The sequence below is a fragment of the Polaribacter litorisediminis genome (genome assembly GCF_019968605.1).
Taxonomy (GTDB): domain Bacteria; phylum Bacteroidota; class Bacteroidia; order Flavobacteriales; family Flavobacteriaceae; genus Polaribacter; species Polaribacter litorisediminis.
In genome coordinates this window covers 439,683-464,316 of record NZ_CP082966.1, presented here as the reverse complement: position 1 = coordinate 464,316, position 24,634 = coordinate 439,683, and the positions used below count along the sequence as shown (strand labels likewise).

18 protein-coding genes are annotated in these 24,634 nt (G+C 31.2%); 13 read left to right on the top strand and 5 right to left on the bottom strand.

Going from position 1 to position 24,634, the window contains the following annotated elements:
• The first annotated feature begins 743 nt into the window (after window positions 1-743).
• Window positions 744-3,014, top strand: a complete 2,271-nt coding sequence (locus tag K8354_RS01985) for a PAS domain S-box protein (protein WP_223445006.1) — start codon at window positions 744-746, stop codon at window positions 3,012-3,014.
• Window positions 3,011-3,409, top strand: a complete 399-nt coding sequence (locus K8354_RS01980; protein WP_223445005.1) for a response regulator — start codon at window positions 3,011-3,013, stop codon at window positions 3,407-3,409. The genes K8354_RS01985 and K8354_RS01980 overlap by 4 nt, the downstream gene beginning before the upstream one ends.
• 29 nt (window positions 3,410-3,438) lie before the next feature.
• Here K8354_RS01980 and glpK read toward each other — a convergent pair whose 3' ends face one another.
• Both glpK and K8354_RS01970 read right to left on the bottom strand, forming a co-directional pair.
• Entirely contained in the window at window positions 3,439-4,941 is a 1,503-nt protein-coding gene (glpK, locus tag K8354_RS01975) for a glycerol kinase GlpK (RefSeq protein WP_223445004.1), read from the bottom strand.
• 420 nt (window positions 4,942-5,361) lie between these two features.
• Complete coding sequence (locus K8354_RS01970) at window positions 5,362-6,732, bottom strand: tetratricopeptide repeat protein (RefSeq protein WP_223445003.1); 1,371 nt, start codon at window positions 6,730-6,732, stop codon at window positions 5,362-5,364.
• 295 nt (window positions 6,733-7,027) lie between these two features.
• Here K8354_RS01970 and pyrR point away from each other — a divergent pair, with 295 nt between their 5' ends.
• From pyrR to K8354_RS01940, 6 genes are all read left to right on the top strand, one after another.
• Entirely contained in the window at window positions 7,028-7,561 is a 534-nt protein-coding gene (pyrR, locus tag K8354_RS01965; RefSeq protein WP_223445001.1) for a bifunctional pyr operon transcriptional regulator/uracil phosphoribosyltransferase PyrR, read from the top strand.
• A gap of 94 nt (window positions 7,562-7,655) precedes the next feature.
• Window positions 7,656-8,585: an aspartate carbamoyltransferase catalytic subunit gene (locus K8354_RS01960; protein WP_223445000.1), complete on the top strand. Its 930-nt coding sequence runs from the start codon at window positions 7,656-7,658 to the stop codon at window positions 8,583-8,585.
• 4 nt (window positions 8,586-8,589) lie between these two features.
• On the top strand, window positions 8,590-8,922 hold the full coding sequence (locus tag K8354_RS01955; protein ID WP_223444998.1) for a restriction endonuclease subunit S: 333 nt from the start codon (window positions 8,590-8,592) through the stop codon (window positions 8,920-8,922).
• An 11-nt stretch (window positions 8,923-8,933) separates the two neighbouring features.
• Complete coding sequence (locus K8354_RS01950; RefSeq protein WP_223444997.1) at window positions 8,934-9,236, top strand: T9SS C-terminal target domain-containing protein; 303 nt, start codon at window positions 8,934-8,936, stop codon at window positions 9,234-9,236.
• On the top strand, window positions 9,236-10,153 hold the full coding sequence (locus K8354_RS01945) for a ribonuclease Z (protein ID WP_223444994.1): 918 nt from the start codon (window positions 9,236-9,238) through the stop codon (window positions 10,151-10,153). The genes K8354_RS01950 and K8354_RS01945 overlap by 1 nt, the downstream gene beginning before the upstream one ends.
• 3 nt (window positions 10,154-10,156) lie before the next feature.
• Window positions 10,157-10,927, top strand: coding sequence for a response regulator transcription factor (locus K8354_RS01940; protein WP_223444992.1), 771 nt, complete (start codon window positions 10,157-10,159; stop codon window positions 10,925-10,927).
• A gap of 188 nt (window positions 10,928-11,115) precedes the next feature.
• Here K8354_RS01940 and K8354_RS01935 read toward each other — a convergent pair whose 3' ends face one another.
• Window positions 11,116-11,478, bottom strand: coding sequence for a CoA-binding protein (locus tag K8354_RS01935; protein ID WP_223444990.1), 363 nt, complete (start codon window positions 11,476-11,478; stop codon window positions 11,116-11,118).
• 84 nt (window positions 11,479-11,562) lie between these two features.
• Here K8354_RS01935 and K8354_RS01930 point away from each other — a divergent pair, with 84 nt between their 5' ends.
• Window positions 11,563-14,016, top strand: a complete 2,454-nt coding sequence (locus K8354_RS01930; protein ID WP_223444988.1) for a TonB-dependent receptor — start codon at window positions 11,563-11,565, stop codon at window positions 14,014-14,016.
• A 148-nt stretch (window positions 14,017-14,164) separates the two neighbouring features.
• Here the strand turns inward: K8354_RS01930 and K8354_RS01925 are convergent, their stop codons facing one another.
• Window positions 14,165-14,989: a GLPGLI family protein gene (locus K8354_RS01925; RefSeq protein WP_223444987.1), complete on the bottom strand. Its 825-nt coding sequence runs from the start codon at window positions 14,987-14,989 to the stop codon at window positions 14,165-14,167.
• Between the two features lie 387 nt (window positions 14,990-15,376).
• Entirely contained in the window at window positions 15,377-16,384 is a 1,008-nt protein-coding gene (locus K8354_RS01920) for a 3-oxoacyl-ACP synthase III family protein (protein WP_223444985.1), read from the bottom strand.
• 110 nt (window positions 16,385-16,494) lie between these two features.
• Between K8354_RS01920 and K8354_RS01915 the strand changes: the two genes are divergently transcribed.
• The 4 genes from K8354_RS01915 (at window position 16,495) to K8354_RS01900 (ending at window position 24,519) form a co-directional block, all read left to right on the top strand.
• Window positions 16,495-17,886 (top strand): Gfo/Idh/MocA family protein, encoded by a 1,392-nt coding sequence (locus K8354_RS01915; RefSeq protein ID WP_223444984.1) that lies wholly within the window; start codon window positions 16,495-16,497, stop codon window positions 17,884-17,886.
• 131 nt (window positions 17,887-18,017) lie between these two features.
• Entirely contained in the window at window positions 18,018-20,453 is a 2,436-nt protein-coding gene (locus K8354_RS01910; protein WP_223444983.1) for an alpha/beta hydrolase family protein, read from the top strand.
• Between the two features lie 139 nt (window positions 20,454-20,592).
• Window positions 20,593-22,503 carry a molecular chaperone HtpG gene (htpG, locus tag K8354_RS01905; protein ID WP_223444982.1) on the top strand — a complete coding sequence of 637 codons (1,911 nt, stop codon included), beginning with the start codon at window positions 20,593-20,595 and terminating at the stop codon, window positions 22,501-22,503.
• A gap of 225 nt (window positions 22,504-22,728) precedes the next feature.
• Window positions 22,729-24,519, top strand: a complete 1,791-nt coding sequence (locus K8354_RS01900) for a sensor histidine kinase (protein ID WP_223444981.1) — start codon at window positions 22,729-22,731, stop codon at window positions 24,517-24,519.
• Window positions 24,520-24,634: the final 115 nt, after the last annotated feature.

Genomic DNA, 24,634 nt, shown 5'->3' with positions numbered 1-24,634 from the left:
TAAAGAACTGTGGAGTTCATGGATATCAAAAAGACGTGCGTGTTTTAGAAAAAACAGGTAAGAGATTGCTTCGAATGTTTAGAAATCTTTTCCATGCTGTATGGAATAATGTACGCTTCTGATTTGTACTACAGAGGATACACAAATAGGCATCAAAAAAAAGGTTTTTAGAGTGAAGTAAAGAGTGATAAAAAAGTAGTGAGACTTCTAGTTGATCTACTTATTTTTCTAAGTTGGATAAAAAAAGAGTTACGAAGTCGAATGTAGAGATGAGTAAATTTTTAGCAATCAACCAAAAATCAACGAAAATACTAACTTGTAATGTAGTAATGTATTATACAGGAATCTCATTTATAGCAGTATTTATATATGAACTTGTGTTATAACACGATAAAAAGAACTGATTAGATATGCCTTTTAAAAAACCAAAATCAACAATTATTTTTTATCGCTTAAAAATGGAGCAGAACAATTTTAAAACAACAATGTTAACAAAAAAACAAATAGTACTTGATTTAAAAATATCAAAAATAGATGAGCTTTAAACATTAACAAAACAAAGACCTAAGGACTAACAAATGCAATTCCTGTTGTAATATTTGATGCTTCCGAAGAATATCCTCAGCATGAATGTACCTGTTTGTTTGGCATTAATAGTAGCCTTATAAAACTAGTTGTTTTTAATAAATTTTTCAGCATAGTTTCTAATTTTGGTTTTTATTCATTTCGCATTAATCAATCTTATGTTTAATAAAACAACGAAATATTCAGCCCAATTAAAAATTCTTCACCTCGAGGACACTCCTTCTGAGGCTGAATTAGTTGAAAGGGAATTAAAAAAAGAAAATTTACTTTTTAAGATATTGGTTGTTGAAAACAAAAAAACCTTTGAAAAAGCCTTAAATACATATCCTCCTGACATCGTCTTAATAAACCACGCAATTCCTTCCTTTGATTCATTAGAGGTCATGCAAGTATTAAAACAAAAAGGACTAAATATTCCCGTTATACTGGTTTCAACGGCTATAACTGAGAAACAAGCTATAGCATTCATGAAAGCTGGAGCGGAAGACATTGTCCTTAAAAATCAGTTGTATCGCCTACCAAAAGCGCTATTAAATAGCGTTCAGAAAAACAAATTAGAGCAGCAACTTCAAGAAAGTAAAATCTTTAACAAAGCCGTACTTTCATCCCTAAACGCGCATGTAGTAATTATTAATAAGGATGGCAGTATTATAGCCATCAACAAAGCTTCGGATGAATTTACACAAGAAAATGACGAGGAAAAACTTACAAATATTGCTAAAGGGAGCAATTACTTTGATGTTTGTAAAAAATCTATCCTTGCCGGAAATCCATTTGCAGAACAGGCAATGCTCGGTATAAAGTCTGTACTCAATAAGAAAAATAAAATTTTTGAACTAGAATATCCGTCGTACTCTTTCAATGGGCAGCGATGGCTTTTATTGCACGTCGCAAATTTTGGAAACGACGCCCACAAAGTGATTATTTCCCATCAGGATATTAGCGCACGGAAACAGACAGAACAAGAAATTATTGATTATAAATATGCCATCAACCAGTCTTCTATTGTAGCCATCACCGATCAAAAAGGAATTATCAAATACGCTAACAATAATTTCTGTAAAATTTCAAAATACAGCGCTCAAGAATTAATCGGGAAAGATCATCGTATAATCAATTCAGGCTACCACTCAAAATCTTTCATTAAAAATTTATGGACCACTATTGCGAATGGAAAAATATGGAGGGGAGAATTAAAAAATAAAGCCAAGGACGGCACGACATACTGGGTATTCACTACCATTGTTCCTTTTCTAGATAAAAAAGGAAAACCTTACCAATATATGGCTATACGGAAGGAGATTACTGAGCGAAAAAATGCGGAAGAAGCACTCCTTAAATCAGAATCAAACTTACGAGCCATTTTTGAAAATACTTCTGAAGGTTTTATACTCGTAGATACAAAAGGAATTGTAAAGAGTTTTAACCCAAAAGCTGCGCAAACTGTTTTACTAAACAATAAACAGGAAATAAAAATTGGAAGTAATCTTTCTAATTTTATAAAGCTACCTTCAAAAGAAAATCATAAAAATGCCCTTTTAAAAGTATTTAAAGGAAAAACTGTTGAATACGATTACTGCCATAAAAGAAAAAAAGGCAACTCAAAATGGTTTAACTTTATTATAAACCCCGTCTATAATAAGAAAAATGAAATTGAGGGTGCTTGCTTTACATTTGCTGATATTACAAGTAAAAAAGAAGCGGCTTATCAAAAAGAAAAAATGAGTGCAGATTTAATTCAGCGTAATCAGAATCTTGAACAATTTACTTTTATGATTTCTCACAATCTGCGCGCACCAAACGCTAATATAATAGGTTTCGCAGAAATTTTAAAGATTGAAACACTCACTGCAGAAGAGCAAAAAGCATCGTTGCAAGGACTTTTAGCATCCGTTACAAGACTCGATGCTATTATCAAAGACATCAACCATATCTTACAGAATAATCGCGAAGTACACGAGAAAAAAGAAACCATTCTGTTTTCTAGACTTGTTAAAGATTCCTTATTAAATATAGGAAACCGTATTGACAAACATAACGTGAACATTATTTGCGACTTTATACAAGTAAAAGAAATCTATTCACTTAAGGTTTACATGCATAGTATCTTTTTTAACCTTATTAGTAACAGTATTAAATATAGAAAACCTGACGAAAAACCGCGTATTGAAATAAAAAGCAAAAAAGAAAAAGGAAAAATAATACTAGTATTTAAAGACAACGGATTGGGGATTGACCTATCAACCAAGGGGGATAAAATTTTCGGACTTTATAATCGCTTCCATTCACATGTTGAAGGAAAAGGTATGGGACTCTTCATGGTAAAAACTCAAGTAGAATCGCTTGGCGGAAAAATAACAATTGCCAGCGAAATTAATAAAGGAACTGAATTTACAATTATATTTAACATTAAATCTAAAATAAAATGATCCCCAAAATAAAACGATTTTTACTTGTTGATGATGACCCTATCAATAATTTACTGACAAAAATTGTAATAGAAAAATCATTTAAAAAAGCACACATTCATGCCTTTACAATGCCAGAGGATGGATTGGCATTTATAAAATCTGCGCCAAATAATCAACCAATTGAGGGCAAAACAATTCTTTTTCTCGATATCAATATGCCTGTATTATCAGGATGGGATTGCCTCGAAGCATTTGAACTTTTTGATCCATCGATAAAGGATAATTACAATATTTACATCCTTTCATCTTCTGTTGATCCAAAAGATATAAACCGTGCCAAAGAAAATCCGCTTATTATAGATTTTATAGAAAAGCCACTCAACAGAGCTAAACTTGCTGATATGTTTCAATGATAGCGTACCTATGCTGTTTTTTTAAAAAATTAAGATTCATCTGTAATCCAATTTTGTGAACATTTTACTGCTTTATGCCAATACTGCAAAAGCTTTTCTACCTTTACTTTTTCTAATTTTGGGTAAAACTCCTTACCTACGCTCCATTGTTCTTTAATTTCATCAATACTATCCCAATACCCCACAGCTAAACCTGCTAAATATGCTGCTCCCATAACGGTTGTCTCCAATGTTTTAGGACGAATAATTTTAAAACCAAATAAATCGGATTGAATTTGCATTAATAAATCGCTAGCTGCAGCGCCTCCATCAACTCTTAACTCCACCCCTTTTTCACCTGCATCCGCTTCCATGGCTTTTACGATATCATATACTTGAAAAGCAATTCCTTCTAAAGTTGCTCGTGCTATATGAGCATCTGTCGTTCCGCGTGTAATACCCATGATTGCTCCCCGAGCATATTGATCCCAATACGGAGCGCCTAATCCGGTTAAAGCTGGCACAAAATATACACCTCCATTATCGTTTACTGTTTCTGCTAAATTATTAATATCAGAAGCCGTTGGAATCATTTTTACACCATCTCGCAACCATTGCACTGCTGCACCACCCACAAAAACACTTCCCTCTAGTGCGTAGGTAGTTTTCCCGTTTATTTTCCAAGCTATTGTGGTTAATAAATTATTTTTAGAATACACTGCTTTTTTACCTGTATTCATTAATAAGAAACACCCAGTGCCATATGTGTTTTTAACCATCCCAGGTTCTATACACATTTGCCCGAATAATGCAGCTTGTTGATCTCCAGCAATCCCTGCAATAGGAATTTCGGCAGAAAACAAGTTGGCTGCAGTTGCTCCATACACTTCGCTACTTTCTTTTACTTCTGGTAAAATAGCTCTTGGAATATTGAATAATTTTAATAATTCTTCATCCCATTCTAACGTATGAATATTTAAAAGCATGGTACGACTGGCATTGGAAACATCGGTCATAAACATTTTACCTCTAGTTAATTTCCAGACTAAAAAAGTATCTACAGTTCCAAAACACAATTTTCCTGCTTCTGCTTTTTCTCTAGCCCCATCAATATTGTCTAAAATCCATTTTAATTTAGTAGCAGAAAAATAGGCATCTAAAACCAAGCCTGTTTTCTTTTGAATCATATCAATATGACCTGCAGTTTTTAAATGATCACAAAATTTTGCAGTTCGTCGATCTTGCCAAACAATTGCATTGTAAACAGGTTCGCTGGTTTCTCGATCCCAAACAAGGGTAGTTTCCCTTTGGTTTGTAATACCGATTGCGGCAATTTCTTGTCCTGTAATTCCTTCTTGCGAAACAACCTCGGCAGCAGCCGATATTTGAGAAGACCAAATTTCGTTTGGATCATGCTCTACCCAACCGGGTTTAGGAAAAATCTGTTCAAAAGTTTTTTGCGATACTTTTACAATTTCTCCACTATGATTAAACAAAATTGCTCTTGAAGATGTTGTACCTTGATCTAATGCTAAAATTAATTTGTCTTTCATTTTATGCGTTGTATTTTTAACTCATAAACTTCTTTTCATGTATCCTTTTTTAATCAGCATAAAAAAATATTTTTTCTTGTAGCTCTTTGGATAAAACGAAGATAAGAGAAATTAAAGAAAGATTGAGAAAAGCATTTTCAATTTGGTTTGTCTCTCTAGGTATAGGTCCATTTTAAACTTATAATACCGCCATAAATCATTTCTTTTCAGCTTCTTTAATTAAAAAAAGAAGCTTAAAGAGGACTGTGCTAATTCTTTTTAAATTTCAATGAATCAAAAAATAATTCAATTTATATGAAGGCACTATAGGCCTAAATTGGTAGACTATTGTAACGCAATAAATAATTTTCTGATGAACAACTTTATATGAATTTAAGCTACTAATTATTGGCAAACTACTCAAAAAAACTACATAAAAAATTACTCCAAAGCCTTTTTAAAATTTGCAATTAATGTTTGTACTTTTTTATTTTCAAAAACTGTTGGGTATAATTCATTTAAAATTATATGGTACTCATAATCGGTTTTCATGGCTGCTATTAAATGGTCTAATCCGTGATTTTCTTTATTTAAAACAAAAAACAAACCCGCCAATCGATATTCTATTTCTACAAAATTCTTGTATAATTTTTGTGCAGTATATAAAACCGAGATAGCATCATTGAATTCACCTAAAAAAGATAAAATATCTGTTAAACCAATATAAATTTCTATTCCATCATCCTTTAAACTTAAACAGTTTTCAAAACCCGTAACGGCTTCTTCAAAAAAGTTGAGCTTTATATTAATTTCAGCATATCTTCTCCAATAAACAGGATTAGCTTCATCAATCTTTAACGCTTTTGAAATATAATAAGATGCTTTTTGATAATTTTTATTATCATAATACAAATTTGCTAATAAAATCCAACCTCTATCCAGCAGAGGATCTTCATGAACAGCTTTTTTGTAATAGGAAATGGCAGCCGCATATTTTTCTAATTTTTCATAACACTCCCCTATTCTAACATACGCAAATGCTGTAGGATCATCTAATTCTAATGTAATTAGATAGTTATCTATTGCTGCTTGATATTCTTTTAATTCTTCTAAAGTTTTTGCTTTTTCTAAATACCCGCCAATAAAATATTCATCAATAAGAACAGCATAATCGAAGGCATTTAAGGCTTCTTTAAATCGTTCTAGAATAAAATATTGTCTTCCTAATTGATGCCAGGCAACTTCACAATATGGGTTTTTGTTAATATAATCATTCAAATAAATGATGGAATCTTCATGTTTTTTCTCCATATCAAAACAATATACAACATTATAAAGGGCTGCATAATCTTCAATATCCTGCTCTAAACACTTCTCAAAATTTAAACGAGCATTATCAAAATCGTCTATATATAAATATTCCATCCCCAATAAAGACCAAACATCTATACTATCTTCTGTTAAAGTAAGTGCCTTTAATAAGTTTGCGATAGCCTCTTTATGATTACCAGATTTAGAACTAATTGTTGCTCTTTGAATAAAAATCTCATCATTATTAGGTGCAATGCGTTCTATTCTTTTCAACAAAATAGACGCCTTATTTAAATCACCTTCAAATACATACAACTCAACTTGCAAGAGTTTTAAATCAATCGATGTTGGGTGCTGCTCTAAACCTAACTTTAAAGCTTTTTTAGCAAGTGCATGTTTACCAGCCTCTAAATAATGAATTATAATATCTTCAAACTCAACCAAATCAAAGAAATAAACATTGTTTGTTTTGAGCATAGATTCAAATTTTACTAATGACATAGTTATGGTATTTGAATTATAAATCTAAATTACTACAACTGCTACCACCGACGAAGAAAGGTGTTTTTTGTTTTCAACAATTTAGTTAACAAAGAAAAAACACGAGAATAATTTCCCTAAGTATTCCTATAAATAAGCATCTACTTGTAGAGAAATAAAAGACATCGGTTTAAACTGAAATAATATCAAATATAATACAATTCGTTAAATTCGAACATCCTTTTATTTTGCATATACATTTATTTAGCCTAATTTTGATTTTAAACCACTATCAAAAAAATCTGATAGATTTCTTATGAGCAAAAAAAAATTACTTAACTCAAAAGATATTGAAATTATCCTGCATCGATTGGCTTGTCAGCTTATTGAAAATCATAATGACTTTTCAAACACTGTTTTAATTGGCTTGCAACCTAGAGGCACTTTTTTAGCCAACAGATTAATGGATTTACTAAAAACAGCATATCATATAAAAGATCTAAAATTAGGGTTGTTAGACATTACTTTTTACCGAGATGATTTTAGGAGAAAAGAAACTCCTTTAGCAGCGGAAACAACTAAAATTGATTTTTTAATAGAAGATAAAAAAGTAGTAATCATTGATGATGTACTCTATTCAGGGAGAAGCGTAAGAGCAGCTTTAACAGCAATTCAATCTTACGGAAGACCGGAAAACATTGAATTATTAGTTTTAATAGACCGACGCTTTAGCAGGCATTTACCAATACAGCCCAATTACCGAGGTAGACAAGTAGATGCTATTAATAAAGAAAGAGTTTTGGTTACTTGGAAAGAAACTGATAAAAAAGACGCTGTGTATATTGAATAAAGACACTTTTCAGAAAAAGATAATTAGCCTATAAAATGTATTTAAACTTAAAACCAGAAATGCTAAAAATAAGATTCAATTTAAATTTACTGAAATGCAGGGATTAAGCGTAGCGCATTTATTAGGCATAAAATATCTGAATATTAACGATATTGATCTTATTTTTAAAACTGCAGATCATTTTAAAGAAGTCATTAACAGACCTATTAAAAAGGTACCCTCTTTAAGAGATATTACCATTGCTAACTTATTTTTTGAGAACAGTACTAGAACAAAACTCTCTTTTGAATTGGCAGAAAAAAGACTTTCTGCAGATGTTATTAATTTCTCTGCTGGGCAATCGTCCGTAAAAAAAGGAGAAACTTTAATCGATACGGTAAACAACATTTTATCTATGAAAGTAGATATTGTGGTGATGCGCCATGGAAATGTTGGAGCAGGTGTTTTTTTATCAAAACATGTAAACGCTAAAATTATAAATGCTGGTGATGGGACGCATGAACACCCAACTCAAGCGCTTTTAGATTCTTACTCAATCAGAGAAAAACTAGGTACTGTAAAAGGTAAAAAAATAGTAATTGTTGGTGATATTCTACACTCAAGAGTTGCTTTGTCTAATATTTTTGCACTAAAATTACAAGGTGCAGAAGTAAAAGTTTGCGGCCCAACAACACTTATACCAAAATACATTACTAGTTTGGGTGTAACCGTAGAAAATAATCTAAAAAAAGCTCTAGAATGGTGTGATGTTGCCAATGTTTTACGTGTACAACATGAACGAATGGATATTAAATATTTTCCGTCTACGAGAGAATATACCCAGCTTTTTGGTATCAATCAAGATATTTTAGATAGTCTTGGCAAGAAAATTGTAATTATGCACCCAGGACCAATCAATAGAGGCGTAGAAATTACAAGTAATGTTGCAGATTCTGATCAATCTATTATTTTAAATCAAGTAGAAAATGGCGTTGCGGTTAGAATGGCTATTATTTATTTACTGGCGCAACAAATTAAAAGGTAAAGCCATGCACATTAAAAAAAAAGAAACCTATACACTTATTTCTTCGGATGAAAATTCGTTTGCTGACTTTTATAAATCATTTTTATCAAAAGAAAAAGAATTTGTAAATGATCATTTAATAGTAGATATTTCTAATAATATGAACACAAACAAAGAAGATCTTTTATTATTTTTGGTTATTGCAAAGCAAAAAAAAGAAAATAATACATCTTTTGTAATTGTAAATAAAAATATGAATATGGATGATTTTCCTGAATATTTTAATATTGCTCCTACTTTACAAGAAGCGAAAGATATACTGGAAATGGAAGCCATGGAGCGAGAATTAGGATTTTAACCCTAAAAAACATGATAAAAAAAATACTTTTTATGCTATTTTTAGGCATTTTAACTATTGTCTTTTCGCAAGAAAAAACAATTAACAAGTTCTCTGTAGCTCCAAATCCTTATACACAGCAAACAAATATTACTTTTAAAGCAAATACGAAATCCATCCTTATTTTTCGAGTAAAAAATGTTTACAAAAAATATGTTTACACTAAAATTGATACAAATAGCATTCTTTTTTCTAAAAATGATTTAGTTGCCGAAATGGATGTCTATCGCATACAAAACAAAAATAAAATAGTTTCTAAAAGATTTGTAATTTAATGAGTTTAAAACTTACTATTTTAGGTTGTCATTCTGCAACACCAAGAGCAAATGCTTTTCCTACTTCTCAGTATTTAGAAATAAATAACAAACACTTTTTAATAGATTGTGGTGAAGGTACGCAGCGCCAAATGAGAAAATATAAAGTTGGATTTTCTAAAATAGATCATATTTTTATTTCACATTTGCACGGAGACCATTTTTATGGTTTGGTTGGTTTATTAGCAACTTATGGTATTTTAAGTAGAGAAAAAGAATTGCACATTTACGGCCCAAAAGGCATCAAAGAAGTAACGCTTTTACAATTAAAAGTCTCTCAATCTCATGCAAAATATCCTATGATTTTTCATGAATTAACGTCTAAAAAAAGCGAACTTATTTTTGAAGACGCTAAAGTTTCTGTACAAACGATTCCTTTAAATCATCGTGTATATACCAACGGATATTTATTTACAGAAAAAGAAAACTCAAGAAAACTGCATATTCAAAACATCAGCAATTATAAAGAAATAGGCAAAGCAGATTATTTAAATATTAAAGCAGGCAGAGATGTAATGCTATCAACAGGAGAAGTAATACCTAATGATGAATTAACGCTACCTCCAAAAAAACCTTTAAGCTTTGCTTTTTGCAGCGACACCTTTTATAAACCAGCCATTATACCTATTATTAAAAATGTAGATTTGTTATACCATGAAGCTACTTTTTTAGCGGATAGAGAAGATTTAGCCCAAAAAACAAAACATTCTACTTCTGCACAAGCGGCTCAAATTGCTAAAAATGCTGAAGTAGGCCAATTAATTATTGGTCATTTCTCTGGTAGGTATAAAGATATTTCTTTGTTTCAAAAAGAAGCAACAGCAATTTTTAAAAACACTCAATTAGCAGCACCAGGAAAAGTATTCAAAATAGAATAGTACATGACCCATAAAAACATAAATGCTATTTATCATAAAATTTTTGACTCGTATCCTCTAGTTGAAATTGAAGAACACATTAAAAAATTAATTGAATTAGATTATTATTATCCTTACAACTCAACATTTTATTGTATTACCAATACCGTTCATCAAAATTTTGAATATATCAGTAAAAATTTTACCGCCTGCACAGGTTTATCCAGAGATAAAATGAAATCGGGTGGTATGGAATATTTTTGGTCTCTTTTTCATCCAGAGGACGTTGATCTTTGGATTAAAAGTTTAACCGATTTAATGACTTTTACGATGACAGAATTGAATGATGAGCAGCGTAAAAGAATGAGTTATACTTGGAATTATAGAATTAAAATTGGTCATGACTTGTATGCAAATATCATTCAAAATACAACTCCCTTGCAGTTTGATGATTTGAATAAACCTATTATCGGTTTGGCACATTATACCGTTTTAGACGGAAATGTAAAGATGGATATTTGTGCCACTGCCAAATATTTAAATGATAAAAATGAATATGAAACCTTATTTTATCAGAATAAATCCACTTCATACCTTCTTGATATCATAAGCAATAGAGAAAGAGATATTATTCGTTTATTAATCACAAAAAAAACGAGTGAAGAAATTGCTAAAAACTTAAATATTAGTAGACACACCGTGGATACTCACAGAAGAAATATCCTTAAAAAATTAAAACTTGATTCTACTTTTGAGTTAATTGCTTATTTTAAAAGCAATCCAAAATTAATATAATTACTCATTATGAGTATTGTAGGATTTAAAATCAAACTATAATTTTACTACTGTAAATTGATTTGGTTTTCAATCAAACAAAAAGTGGTTTAACTGAATTTACAATATTTTGAAAAGGGAAATTTAAATACTAAAACCAATTCAATTTACATTTTTTCTATACCCTATATCACTTTAAATAACAGGACTTAGTACTGGTTTGTTGATAGTAAAACTAATGTACAAGCAATTTCAACCTCAATATTATTTTTTACTAAAAGTTTTTCAAATTCCGCATTTTCTGTTCCAGGATTAAAAATAACTCTTCTAGGTTTTAATCCGATTATATAATTATAATATTCTTTCTGCCGCTTAGGATTTAAATATAAAGTAACACTATCAATATTTTCGTAATCTTGCTTTTCATCATCAAGAATCACATCTAAAACCTTTCCTTTTTTCAAGCCTAATGCTACTACAGACAGTTTTTTATCTCTTAATCTTTTAATAGCAATGTTAGAATATCTGTTAGGGTTTGTAGATGCACCAAGTACTAATGTTTTATTTTTCATACGTTAATAAAAAGTTAAAGGACTTTATGAATAGTAACAAATATAATATTAAAAGGTCTATCTAGTAATCAAACACAAACCAAAATGAAAAAATTATTACTATTTATAATGTTTATTGCATCGGCAAATTCTTTTAGCCAATTAGCAAAAAACAACCTTCTAAAACCTGGATTAATAACCGGTAAAGTAATCGATAATAACTCTAAAGAAGGTTTACCCTATGTAAACATTGTGGTAAGAGACATGTCAAAAAAAATTATTACTGGAGGTATTACGGATGAAAACGGATTTTTTAAAATAAAAGACATCCCTATGGGAAACAGCTTTGTAGAAGTTCAGTATATAGGATATAAAATATTTTCTAAAAAAATAGAAATTACAAATTCATCTAAGGAAATAAATTTAGATACTATTTTTTTAATCGAAGATAGCGCTTCTTTAGATGAAGTAATTATCCGAGCAGAAACTTCTACGGTTGTTCAAAAAGTAGATAGAAAGGTAATTAATGTTGGTAAAGATTTAACTTCTGCTGGTACTACTGCTTCTGAATTGTTAAACAATGTACAATCTGTGAGTGTAGATAGCCAAACAGGGAACATTAGTTTAAGAGGAAATGAAAACGTTCGTGTTTTGGTAGACGGAAAACCAACCAATATTTCTGCAGCTCAATTATTAAAACAGCTTCCTTCTAGTTCTATTAAAAGCATCGAATTGATTACCAATCCATCGGCAAAATACAACCCAGAAGGCATGAGCGGCATTATCAATATTATTTTAAATAAAAACGCCAACATGGGCTTTAATGGTTCTATTGATGCAGGAATTACTGCGGGTCATTATGTACGTTATAACACCTCTACAAATGTAAATTACAAAAGCGGAAAAGTAAATATCTTTGGTAATTATGGTTTTAATGGCGGTGATAATTACAATTTTGGATATGTAAACAGACCTGATGCCAATAGATTACAAGACTTTATATTTCAGAATGATAATACATCTCATTTAATAAAATTAGGGGCAGATATTTATTTAGACGAAAAAAATACCTTCTCTTTTTACACAACTCAAAATTGGTATGATGGCAATGGAAGAGCAAGAATACTTGTTTTAGAAAATGGCGTGACACTTTCAAATGCACCTTTTTTACAATTGCAAGAAAATCAAACAGGAGCTTACAACATTAATTACAAAAGGGAGTTTGAAAAAGAAGGACATCATATTGAGTTTGAGGCGACTTATTCTGATACAACTGCCCCTGAAGATTCTGAAAACAGCAACTTAACCTCAAATTCTACTGATGATGATTTTAAAGTTTTAAACTTCACAAACGACATTTTAAGAGAACAAAATAATACTTTAATCAATTTAGATTATACGAATCCTATTTCGGAAAAAGGAAAATTAGAATTGGGTTTAGAATACAGAGAAGACAATACTTCTAACATCAATAATACAGACCAAGAAGAAATTATTTTCGATAATCAAGGAAATGCCACCATACAACCTCTAGGAAATTCTGATTTTGATTACGGCAGAAAAATTTATTCTGCTTATGCAAATTATGGTCATAGTTTTGGTAAAGTTACCATGCAATTAGGAGCAAGATTAGAGCAATTTGAAGCTACTGGTAATTTTAATAGAGTTGGTAATACCTCTGAAAATGTGGAGCAAGATATATTTAGTATCTATCCTTCTGCTTTTTTTACTTTTAACCCTTCAGAAAAAAATCAATTTCAATTAAGTTATAGCAGAAGAGTTGATAGACCAGGAATTGGACAAGTAAATCCTATTAGAGAGTGGAGTACACCATTAATTACTTCTATAGGAAATCCTGCTATTTTACCTCAATTTACAAATTCTTTTGAAGTAAACTACACCCGTAAAATTAAAAATGGTTCTGTAACCTTTGGTACATTTTACAGGGCTATAAGCGATAATATTTCTCGTGTAACATACAAAGATCCAAACGACCCCACGAATGTAAAACAAATTCTTTCTTGGACTAATTTTGATGACACAGATGCATTTGGTTTAGAATTTTCTGTAAACTACAAAGTTGCAAATTGGTGGAGCTTAAATTCTAGTATGGATTTCTACTCTCAAAAACAATTTGGCACGGTAGATTTAGTAAATCCTAATGCTGAAAGACTAGAAGTTACCAACCAAGTTTTTAATTCAAGAATTAGCAATAGCTTTAAAATTTCTAAAAAACTAAATATCCAATTATTTGCCATGTATCGTGGCCCACAAGAAGATATACAATGGAAAACACAAAACATGTGGATGATAAATACTGGGGCCAGTCTAAAGGTTTTGGATGATAAAGGAACCCTTAATTTTAGAGTCAATGATATTTTTAGAGGAATGAAATTTGCCTTTAATTCAGATAGACCTTTTGTGCAAAACGGACAATTTAATTGGGAAAGTCAAACCGCATATCTTGGTTTTAATTACAGATTTGGTAACGGAAAAAATAGAGCGAAACAACGAAGACAACGAGATGATAATATTAAAAGTGGCGGTGGTGGTTTCTAGTTGAAAATCTAATTGTCAAAAAATTACATTAGCACATCATTATTTAATGAAAATACTCAAATTTTACGTTGTAAAATTTGAGTATTTTTTTTCCCTTAAAAAATAAAAATATTGAATTAGCAACAAGCATAAAAGTTTAAAATAAATTTTAACCTCGCCTTCTTCCCATTCTATTATTTCTCATTTCAACCATTTTTTCTCGTACCGTTAATGTATATTCTTTTTTTGTAATCTCTTTTCCTTTTTCTGGAGCTACAATTGACACTTTATCATCTTTACTGATAGCAACTTCAATACATAATAATGTTGTGTTGTTTGCGCTTACTTCTAAAATTAAACCGGGTAAACCCCAAAATTCTGCTGGCCCTTGACTTACAGGGATTTGAGGCGTATACCATGCTTCTACGATTGTTAATTTCTCCTCTACTTTTTCATCACCTTCTGCAGCGTCGTTGCTTGGTGCTAAATCACTCCAAGAAAAATCATACCAACTTAATTCAGCTGACGGAATAAAAGCTTTTGCTTTGTAACAAGTATACTCGCCAATTTTTTTAGTCTCTGTACCCATTGTCCAATTAATCTTATACAAATCATCTTTAACTAAAAAACGTTTTCCATAAAATTCTTGACTTTGAACTAATTTCTGATCACTAATATTTTTATAATGATCTCCTCTAGAAAAATACCCTCCCCAAGAATCGGTAGCTCCCGAAATTGCATCAATTTTTTCCTCTTCTAAAAAAGAAGACTCTATATTATTAAAACTTAATACATACGTTTTTTCTAATCTATTCTTTAATCGAGCAGCCACTTCTTTTTTTCTAGCTTCACTTAATCTTGCTCCCCAATTACCAAGTTCCATTTTAGCTTTAGACATGTATGTTGCCTTACCGCTAATCTTTTGCGCATTTATATTGAAAGAAAACAACGTTAAAGCAACAAATAAAACGGATTTTAAAACAATTGATTTCATAAATTTGTATGTGCTTTTTGGTTTCTGTCTAACGAAAGTAGTCTTTTTTAAAACAAAATAAATACCTTTGTTAAAAATTTAACAATACTTTAAAATTAATTTGAAAAGATTTAGAGAAACTCAATCACAAAAGAGTATTTTTAAAACATTTAATTTGTAACGCACCCAGAACATCAAAAAATCATTTAGAATTAGTAGCTTCAAACGAAGCCACTAATCCTAATAAGATATTTATCAAACAGAAAAACAAAATTAAAATTGGATTGACTTTCGAATTTTCAAAAGGAATAAAATTCAAAAAAATATTTAATCCGACAACAATCAAACCAATATTTGAAATCAATAACAGTACTTTATATCTTCTTTTCATTAAAATACTGAAAACTTTTACCAACGCATTACCACACTTCCCCAAGTAAAACCGCTACCAAAAGCAGCTAAAACAACCAAATCATTTTCCTTTATTTTACCCAATTCCCAAGCTTCTGTTAAAGCAATAATTACAGAAGCTGCTGTTGTGTTGCCATATTTTTGAATGTTGTTATGCACCTGATCATCAGACAATCTAAATTTCTTTTGAATAAATTGTGCAATCCTTAAATTCGCTTGATGAGGAATTAACATATCAATATCTTCTTTCTGCAGATTATTGGCTTGTAAGCCTTCTACAATGGCCTCAGAAAAACGAACAACAGCATGCTTAAAAACAAATTGTCCGTTCATATACGGAAAATACGACTGATCATCTGGATTATTTTCAGCTAAAATTTCTGGAACCCATCTTCCTGTCGCTGGTCCTTCTAGCATTAATTCTCTGGCGTGTTTCCCTTCTGAATGTAAATGAGTTGACAATATTCCTTTCCCCTTTTCCTCACTTCTCGATAAAATTGCAGCTCCTGCTCCATCTCCAAAAATTACAGTAACACCTCTACCTCTAGTCGATTTTTCTAATCCTCCAGAATGATTTTCAGAACCAATGACCAAAATGTTTTTATACATCCCTGTTTTTATAAATTGATCTGCAACTGACATAGCATATATAAATCCAGAACACTGATTACGAACATCTAAAGCACCAATCGTTGGCATATCTAACATATCTTGTACACGAACTCCACCTCCAGGAAAATACATATCCGGACTCAAAGTTGCAAAGACAATAAAGTCAATATCATCTTTGGTTAAACCCGCTCTTTCTATGGCTATTTTGGCAGCTTTTGCTCCCATGGAAGAGGTGTTATCACCAGTTTTGGGGTCGATCCATCGACGCTCCTTAATACCAGTTCTTTCCTGAATCCATTCATCAGAAGTATCCATAAACTCCTTTAAGTCATTGTTGGTCACAACATTTTCAGGAACATAGTATCCAAGACCCGTTATTTTTGAATTATACATAATATTACATGAGGTTTTTTATTCTATTCACAAAATTGAATAGTCAAACATACTAATAAATTTATATCTTTACAATAGGTACTTTCATTTAATAAAATTTATAAACACTCATGAACAGAAAAGATTTTTTATCACTCTCTACAAAAGCCGCCGTTTTTTTGGGTTTATCAACTACCGTTTCTTGCAAAGAAGAAACCATAGAGCAAACAAATGCCTTACTTCATAAAAGCGCAAAAGGTACTGCCTTTGGTCTTAAAGCTCCTAAAATTGACAATGTAAGAGTTGGTATTATTGGCGCGGGCAATAGAGGACAAACATTAATTCAAATGTTTGATTGGTTGGTAAAAAATAACAATGCTACTGTGGTTGCTATTTCTGATTTACGAAAAGAAAAAACTGACAAATTAAATGCACATCTTAAAAAAACACATAACACAACTGCGGATGCTTATTTCGGAAATCCTGATGAATGGAAAAAAATGGTTAATCGAGATGATATTGATTTACTAATCATTGCAACTCCTTGGGAACTGCATACAGAAATGTGTTTGTATGGAATGGAAAAAGGCAAGCATGTAGCTTCTGAAGTACCCATCGGATATACTTTAGACGATTGTTGGAAATTGGTTGAAACTGCAGAAAGAACCCAGCAACATTGTATGATGATGGAAAACTGCTGTTTTAATAATGAAGAATTATGGGTTTTAAATATGATAAATCAAGGTGTTTTTGGCGATTTAACACACGCAGAAGGTGCTTACATTCACGATTTAAGAAAACATTTATTAGATGAAACCTATTACGAAGACCAATGGCGTATAAAACATCATTTAAAAAAAGATGGAAATTTCTATACAACGCACGGTTTAGGGCCTATTAGCCAATATATGGATATTGGTCGTGGCGATACTTTTGATCATGTAGTTTCTATGAGTTCTCGTGAAAAAGGATTGAGTGATGCGGCAAAACGAGCCGGAATTGATAAATTCTCTAACGTGAAATGTGGTGATATGAACACCTCCATGATTAAAACCAAGTTAGGAAAAACCATAATGCTGCAATTTGATGTACATTCTGGCAGACCTTATGATCGTTTAAATACTGTTATCGGAACCAAAGCGGTGCATGAAGGATATCCATCAAAATTATATATCAATGAAGAGCAATTGGCTTGGTGGGGGCATCAATGGCTCGAAAAGGACCAATATGACGCTTATAGAGAAAAATACAACCATCCGCTTTGGAGCAAATTAAAAACACAAATTTCTGATAATTCTGTAGGCCATGGAGGAATGGATTTTGTCATGATTTTTAGGTTAATACGCTGTTTAAATAAAGGATTACCATTAGATATTAACGTATATGACAGTGTTTTATGGAGCGCTATTACACCGCTTTCAGAATTATCTGTAGCCCAAAATAGTACTTCTATTAAAGTTCCCGATTTTACTGGGGGAACTTGGAAAAACAAAAATACAACTGAAATGTTGAGGGATATTTAAAACAACACAGGATAAAAAAAGTACGATTATTTACAAAACCAATTTTTCACTTTTAAATAACTTTTCTAAAACATATTATTTTTCACTATATTTATTCAAAATCCAATTAACTGGTCAAAAATCAAATACTTATGAAAACAAAAATGCTACTAATTATAGTATTCTTAGCTACTTATTCGTACGCTCAAGAAAATTTATCATATCAAAAACCTCCTAAAGAAATTTTAGAATTAGCAGATGCAGATTTGGCTCCTGGAGTTCAAATTGACAGTAAAGGTGAACACATGGTACTTCTCTACAGGAATCAATATAAATCCATTGCTGAACTTTCTGAGAAAGAGTTGCGATTAGCTGGATTACGGATTAACCCTATTACTAATATTGGAAGTAGAACTACCTATTATACAAATTTAAAAGTAAAAAAAATTGGAGATAAAGAAACTAAACAAGTAACAGGTTTGCCAAAAAATCCTCGTTTATCAGGTTTTAGTTGGTCTCCAGATGAAAGTATGATTGCTTGTCTAAATACAACAAAAACAGGTGTAGAAGTATGGGTTTTAAATGTAAGTGAAGGAAATGCAACTAAAATTACCGATGCAACTATCAATGCAAATATGAGAGAAAGCATAAATTGGTTTAAAGATAACCAACATTTACTAATTAAAACATTGCCTAAAAATAGAAAACCTTTAATAGATTCTAGTACTGCAGTGCCAAATGGTCCTACAGTTTCAGTTAGTGATGGTTCTAAAGCTCAAAATAGAACATATCAAGATTTATTAAAAACGCCGAATGATGAATTTAATTTTGAACAATTATCATCATCAGAAATAAAAAAAGTTTCTATTACTGGAGAAGTTAAAGACTTTCTTCCTTCTGATATGTATCGGGGAATTAGTTTTTCTCCTGATGGAAATTATGTGATGATTACAAAAATTAAACGCCCTTTTTCTTATTTGGTTACCTATTCGCGTTTTCCAAGTGAAAGCAACATTTATGATCTCAATGGCAAATTGGTAAAAACTGTAAATAATGTTCCCTTAGACGAAGTTAGACCCAAAGGTTTTATGGCTACAAGAACAGGAAAACGTAATATGGAATGGAGAGATGACAAACCAGCAACCTTAGTTTGGGCAGAAGCTCTAGACAATGGAGACCCGGAGATAAAAGTGAAGTATAGAGATGCTGTATACCAATTAAATGCTCCTTTTAATACTAGCCCTAAACTGATTTTAAAAACTTTACAACGTTTTTCAGGTATTGACTGGGGAAATGATGACATCGCTATCGCAACTGACTATTGGTGGAACACTAGAAATACAAAAACATATTTATTTACCCCATCTGATGTTAACAGCGAAGCAAAAATAATTTCTGACAGAAGTTATCAAGATGTTTACAGCGACCCTGGATCCTTTGTTACTGCTAAAAATGAGTTTGGTAGAAACACACTAGCCATACAAGGCAATAAAATCTTCTTGATGGGTGCTGGTTTTACTGAGCAAGGACAATTTCCGTTTGTTGATGAGTATAATGTAAAAACCAATAAAAAGAAGCGTATCTATCAATCTGAGTATACAGATAAATTGGAGACGTTGAGCTCAGCAATTAACATGAAAGATGGAGAGATCTTAGTTCGTCTTGAATCACAAACAGCATATCCAAATTATTACATTCGAAATATAAAAAAGAAAAGTATCAAAGCAATTACTGCTTTTGAAAATCCTTTTAAAAGCTTAGAAGATGTAAATAAACGTGTTATTAACTATAAACGTAATGATGGATTAGATTTAGAAGGCACGCTTTATTTACCACTTAACTATGAAAAAGGTAAAAAATACCCGATGATTTTATGGGCATATCCAAGAGAATTTAAAGATAAAGCTAGTGCTGCACAAAGTACTGCAAACCCAAATGAATTTGTATACCCTTACTGGGGATCTCCAATTTACTGGATTACAAAAGGGTATGTAGTTTTAGATGATGCTGCTTTTCCTATTGTTGGTGAAGGATCTAACGAACCTAATGACACTTTTAGAACGCAATTAGTGGGTAATGCAAAAGCAGCAATTGATGCTGTAGACAATTTAGGTTTTATAGACAGAAATAAAGTGGCTGTTGGTGGTCATAGTTATGGCGCTTTTATGACAGCCAATTTATTATCGCATTCCAATCTTTTTGCTGCAGGAATAGCTAGAAGTGGCGCTTATAATAGAACGTTAACACCTTTTGGTTTTCAAAGTGAAGAACGAAGTTATTGGGAAGCTCCGAATGTTTATTACAATATGTCTCCTTTTATGCATGCTGATAAAATGAAAACTCCTTTATTATTAATTCATGGAGTTGCAGACAATAACTCAGGTACTTATCCTTTACAAAGTGAGCGATATTTTAATGCTTTAAAAGGTTTAGGCGCAACCGTAAGATTAGTAATGCTACCCAAAGAGAGTCATGGGTATCGTGCAAAAGAATCTATTATGCATATGCTTTGGGAACAAGATCAATGGTTAGATACCTATGTAAAAAATAAAAAGACCATAAATATCGAGAATACCATTAAAAACTAATCTTGTTTTAGTTTTTAATTAAAAGCCACTCTTATTACCAGAGTGGTTTTTTTATGTCATCTTGTCATAAATAATTGTTTGGTATTTTTTTTGTCTAATTAGTATCACAAATAATAAAGTTAAACAAAACTTATATAACATGGCAAAAGGAAACATTAATGTAGCAGTAGAGAATATTTTTCCGCTGATTAAAAAATTCTTGTATTCTGATCATGAAATCTTTTTACGTGAATTGATTTCTAACGGTACAGATGCAACCACAAAATTAAAACACCTAATTTCTATTGGTGAAGCAAAAACTGAATTAGGCGATGCTAAAATTGAAATTAGTATTGACAAAGAAGCTAAAACCCTAACGATTAAAGATCAAGGTTTAGGAATGACCGCTGATGAAGTTGAAAAATACATCAACCAAATTGCATTTTCTGGAGCAGAAGAATTTTTAGAAAAATATAAAGATGATAAAAATGAAACCGGTGTTATTGGGCATTTTGGTCTAGGTTTTTATTCTGCCTTTATGGTGGCAGAGCAAGTAGACATCTATACAAAATCTTTTAAAGATGAACCTGCTGCACATTGGTCTTGTGATGGTTCTCCTGAATATACGCTTGTAGAACATGACAAAGCCGACAGAGGTACAGAAATCGTTTTACATATTGCAGAAGATTCTACCGAGTTTTTAGAAGAAGAAAGAATTAGAGGTTTATTAACTAAATACAATCGTTTTAACCAAGTGCCAATTAAATTTGGAACTAAAAAAATAAACGATCCTGACTTTACACCGAAAACTACAAAAGACAAAGACGGTAAAGAAACTACGGAACCTCACAAACAAATTGAAGTTGACAATATCATCAACAACACAAATCCTGCATGGAACAAAAAACCGGCTGATTTAGAAGATGAAGATTATAATAATTTCTACAGAGAATTGTATCCAATGCAATTTGAAGAATCTTTATTCCATATTCATTTAAATGTAGATTATCCGTTTAACTTAACAGGAATTTTATTCTTCCCAAAGTTAAGTCCGTCTATGGATATGCAAAAGGATAAAATTCAGTTATACCAAAATCAAGTATATGTAACCGATAATGTAGAGGGCATAGTACCTGACTTTTTACAAATGTTAAAAGGGGTTATTGATTCTCCAGACATTCCTTTAAATGTTTCTCGTTCTTACTTACAAGCAGACGGAGCGGTGAAAAAGATCTCTGGATATATCACCAAGAAAGTAGCCGATAAATTAACCTCTTTATTTAAAAAAGATCGTGAAGATTTTGAAAAGAAATGGAACGATATTAAGGTAATTATTGAATACGGAATGTTGTCTGAGGATAAATTCTTTGATAAAGCGAAGAAATTTGCACTGTATCCAACAGTAGCAGATACTTATTTTACGTTTGATGAATTCATTGAAAAAACAAAAGATACTCAAACGGATAAAGATGGTAATCATGTTATTTTATACACATCTAATAAAGAAGCTCAACATAGTTATATAGAATCTGCAACTGCAAAAGGCTATGAAGTATTAGTTTTAGATTCTCCAATTATTTCGCATTTAATGCAGAAGTTAGAAGGGTCTGGAGAAAAAATTAAATTCACCAGAGTGGATGCCGATTTTATTGATAACTTAATCAAGAAAGATGAAGCTGTAATTTCTAAATTATCGGATGAAGAAAAAGAAACTTTAAAGCCAATTATTGAAGAAAATGTTCCTAAAGAAACCTATACTGTTCAATTAGAAGCGATGGATTCTGATGCATCTCCGTTTATCATCACAGTTCCAGAATTTATGCGAAGAATGAAAGAAATGCAAGCTTCTGGCGGTGGCGGAATGATGGGAATGGGTAATTTCCCTGACATGTACAATTTAGTGGTCAACACAAATAGCCCATTAATTTCTAATATTTTACAAGAAAAAGATGAAGCTACTCAAAAACACTTAATTTCTCAAGCATTTGATTTGGCTAAATTATCTCAAAACCTTTTACATGGTAAAGAGTTAACAAGTTTCATAAAAAGAAGTTATGAATTGATTAAATAATAGCCATAACCTATATATTTATTAAAACCTCTTTGTTTTTACAAAGAGGTTTTGTGTTTCAATGAAACTGGTCCTCAAATAGTTTTAGAGTTAATATTGCATTAAAACGGATGCTTACATTCCACCAATTTTCACAAAAATTAACATTTTTATAACATATAAAAAAATATTATATTTGCTTCTCCCTCTAAACAGAATTAATTTTATCACCATTCAGACCGTCTTTTGAAAAAAATTTTACAACTAAAAAGCAAAGAATACCTATTACTATTTATATTTTTACTGATATCTGCCTTAGCCTCTTACCTAAGCCTGCAGAAAATAAAAGAGTACGATATTCATAAAACAAAGACCGCACTCATCAGCATTAATAAATCTAGTGCTGAAGCTTTACATCAATGGCTAAGAGGACGGAAGGAAAATATAAATGAAATTGCAAAAAATAATTATGTTCTTGAAAGTACTAAAAAATTACTCAACTTACCTCAAGATTCTGTAGCACTAGCATCTTCTGAAACTATTAAAGATTTAAGAATTTTTTTTACTCCTATTTTAAATACCCATGAAGATTTAGGCTCTTTTATTATAAGTCCAGATTATAGAAGTGTATTTTCTATGCGTAATGAAAATATAGGAACCTATAATTTAATAGCAGAACAAAATAAAAACTTGCTGGACCAAGTATTTACAAAAGGAAAAACCTTATTAATACCTCCTATAAAATCAGATGTACCACTTTCTGCCAAATACGGTAATATTTCATGGGAGACGATGTTTATAGCTACTCCTATTATTGATAATGGTCATATTATAGCTGTACTGACATTTCGGATAGACACTAAAAAAGATTTTTCAAGAATATTAGAAATTGGGGCTATTGGAGAAACCGGAGAAACCTACGCCTATAATAAAAGTGGTAAAATTATAAGTAAAACTAGATTTCATGAAGGATTACAAGAGCGTTTAGATTTAAGTATCCCCAACTCAAATGAAAACGACAAAGACCTCTTAGTAATAGATACAGTGGTTAAAGTAAATTACGATATTACAGAAACTAATAAATTTGAAAAAAAAGATGTTTATAAAGTAAGCCAATGGGATGAAGAATTAGGTATCGGTTTGATTACAAAAATAAATAAAAGAGAAGCATTAGAAAGCTATTTTTTTGTCCGTACCATCTCTATTGGTTTGTTTATTGGTATTGGTGTTTTGGTATTTTTACTACTAAATGTTATTGTAAGTCAAAGGCAAGAAAAGCAAAAAAACCTAGAAAACACTAAAAAGGAATTGGAAACATTAGTGTTGACAAGAACAAAAGAATTAGACAAAACAATTGCCTCAAAGAACAAATTTTTCTCCATTCTAGCGCATGATTTAAAAGGCCCTTTTGGAAGTTTAGTTGGTTTATTAGAAATGTTAGTAAATGACCCTAAATCTTTTTCTGAAGATGAAAGAAATGAAATAACAAAGCAAGTTTATAGTTCCAGTTTAAGTTTATTTAAATTACTAGAAAACTTATTAACTTGGTCACGGGCACAAACAAAAAACTTAGAAATTAAGCTAGAAAAATTAAATATTCTAGATTTGGTAAACGATTGTGCTGATTTAAAAAAATTACAGTTAAAAAATAAAAATATTGAACTAGTTACTGCAGTTAGTGCGCAAACATTTGCTTACGCAGATAAAAATTCTTGTAGTACGGTTCTTCGCAACTTATTATCAAATGCCATTAAATTCACAAATCTAGGGGGTACTATTAAAATTAAATCCTCTATCGAAGACAAGCAAATTAAAATTATAATTGAAGACAATGGTGTAGGTATGTCTGAAAAACAAGTAAGTACTTTATTTCATGTTGATAAAACAACGTCTACTAAAGGAACCAACAATGAATCAGGAACAGGTCTTGGTTTAGCAATTTGCAAAGATTTTGTAGAACTAAACAATGGTACCTTATCCGCAGAAAGTGAAATATCTGTTGGCTCTAGATTTATTATCAAACTACCACTTGCTTAAGACTTCAAAGCTTGTAAACTAAAACCGAAGCTCAACTAAAAAAGTGCCCGAATTTTTATAAAATACAGACACTTTTAAAAGTTTGTTACAAAAATAAAATTAGTCTTTTAGATAC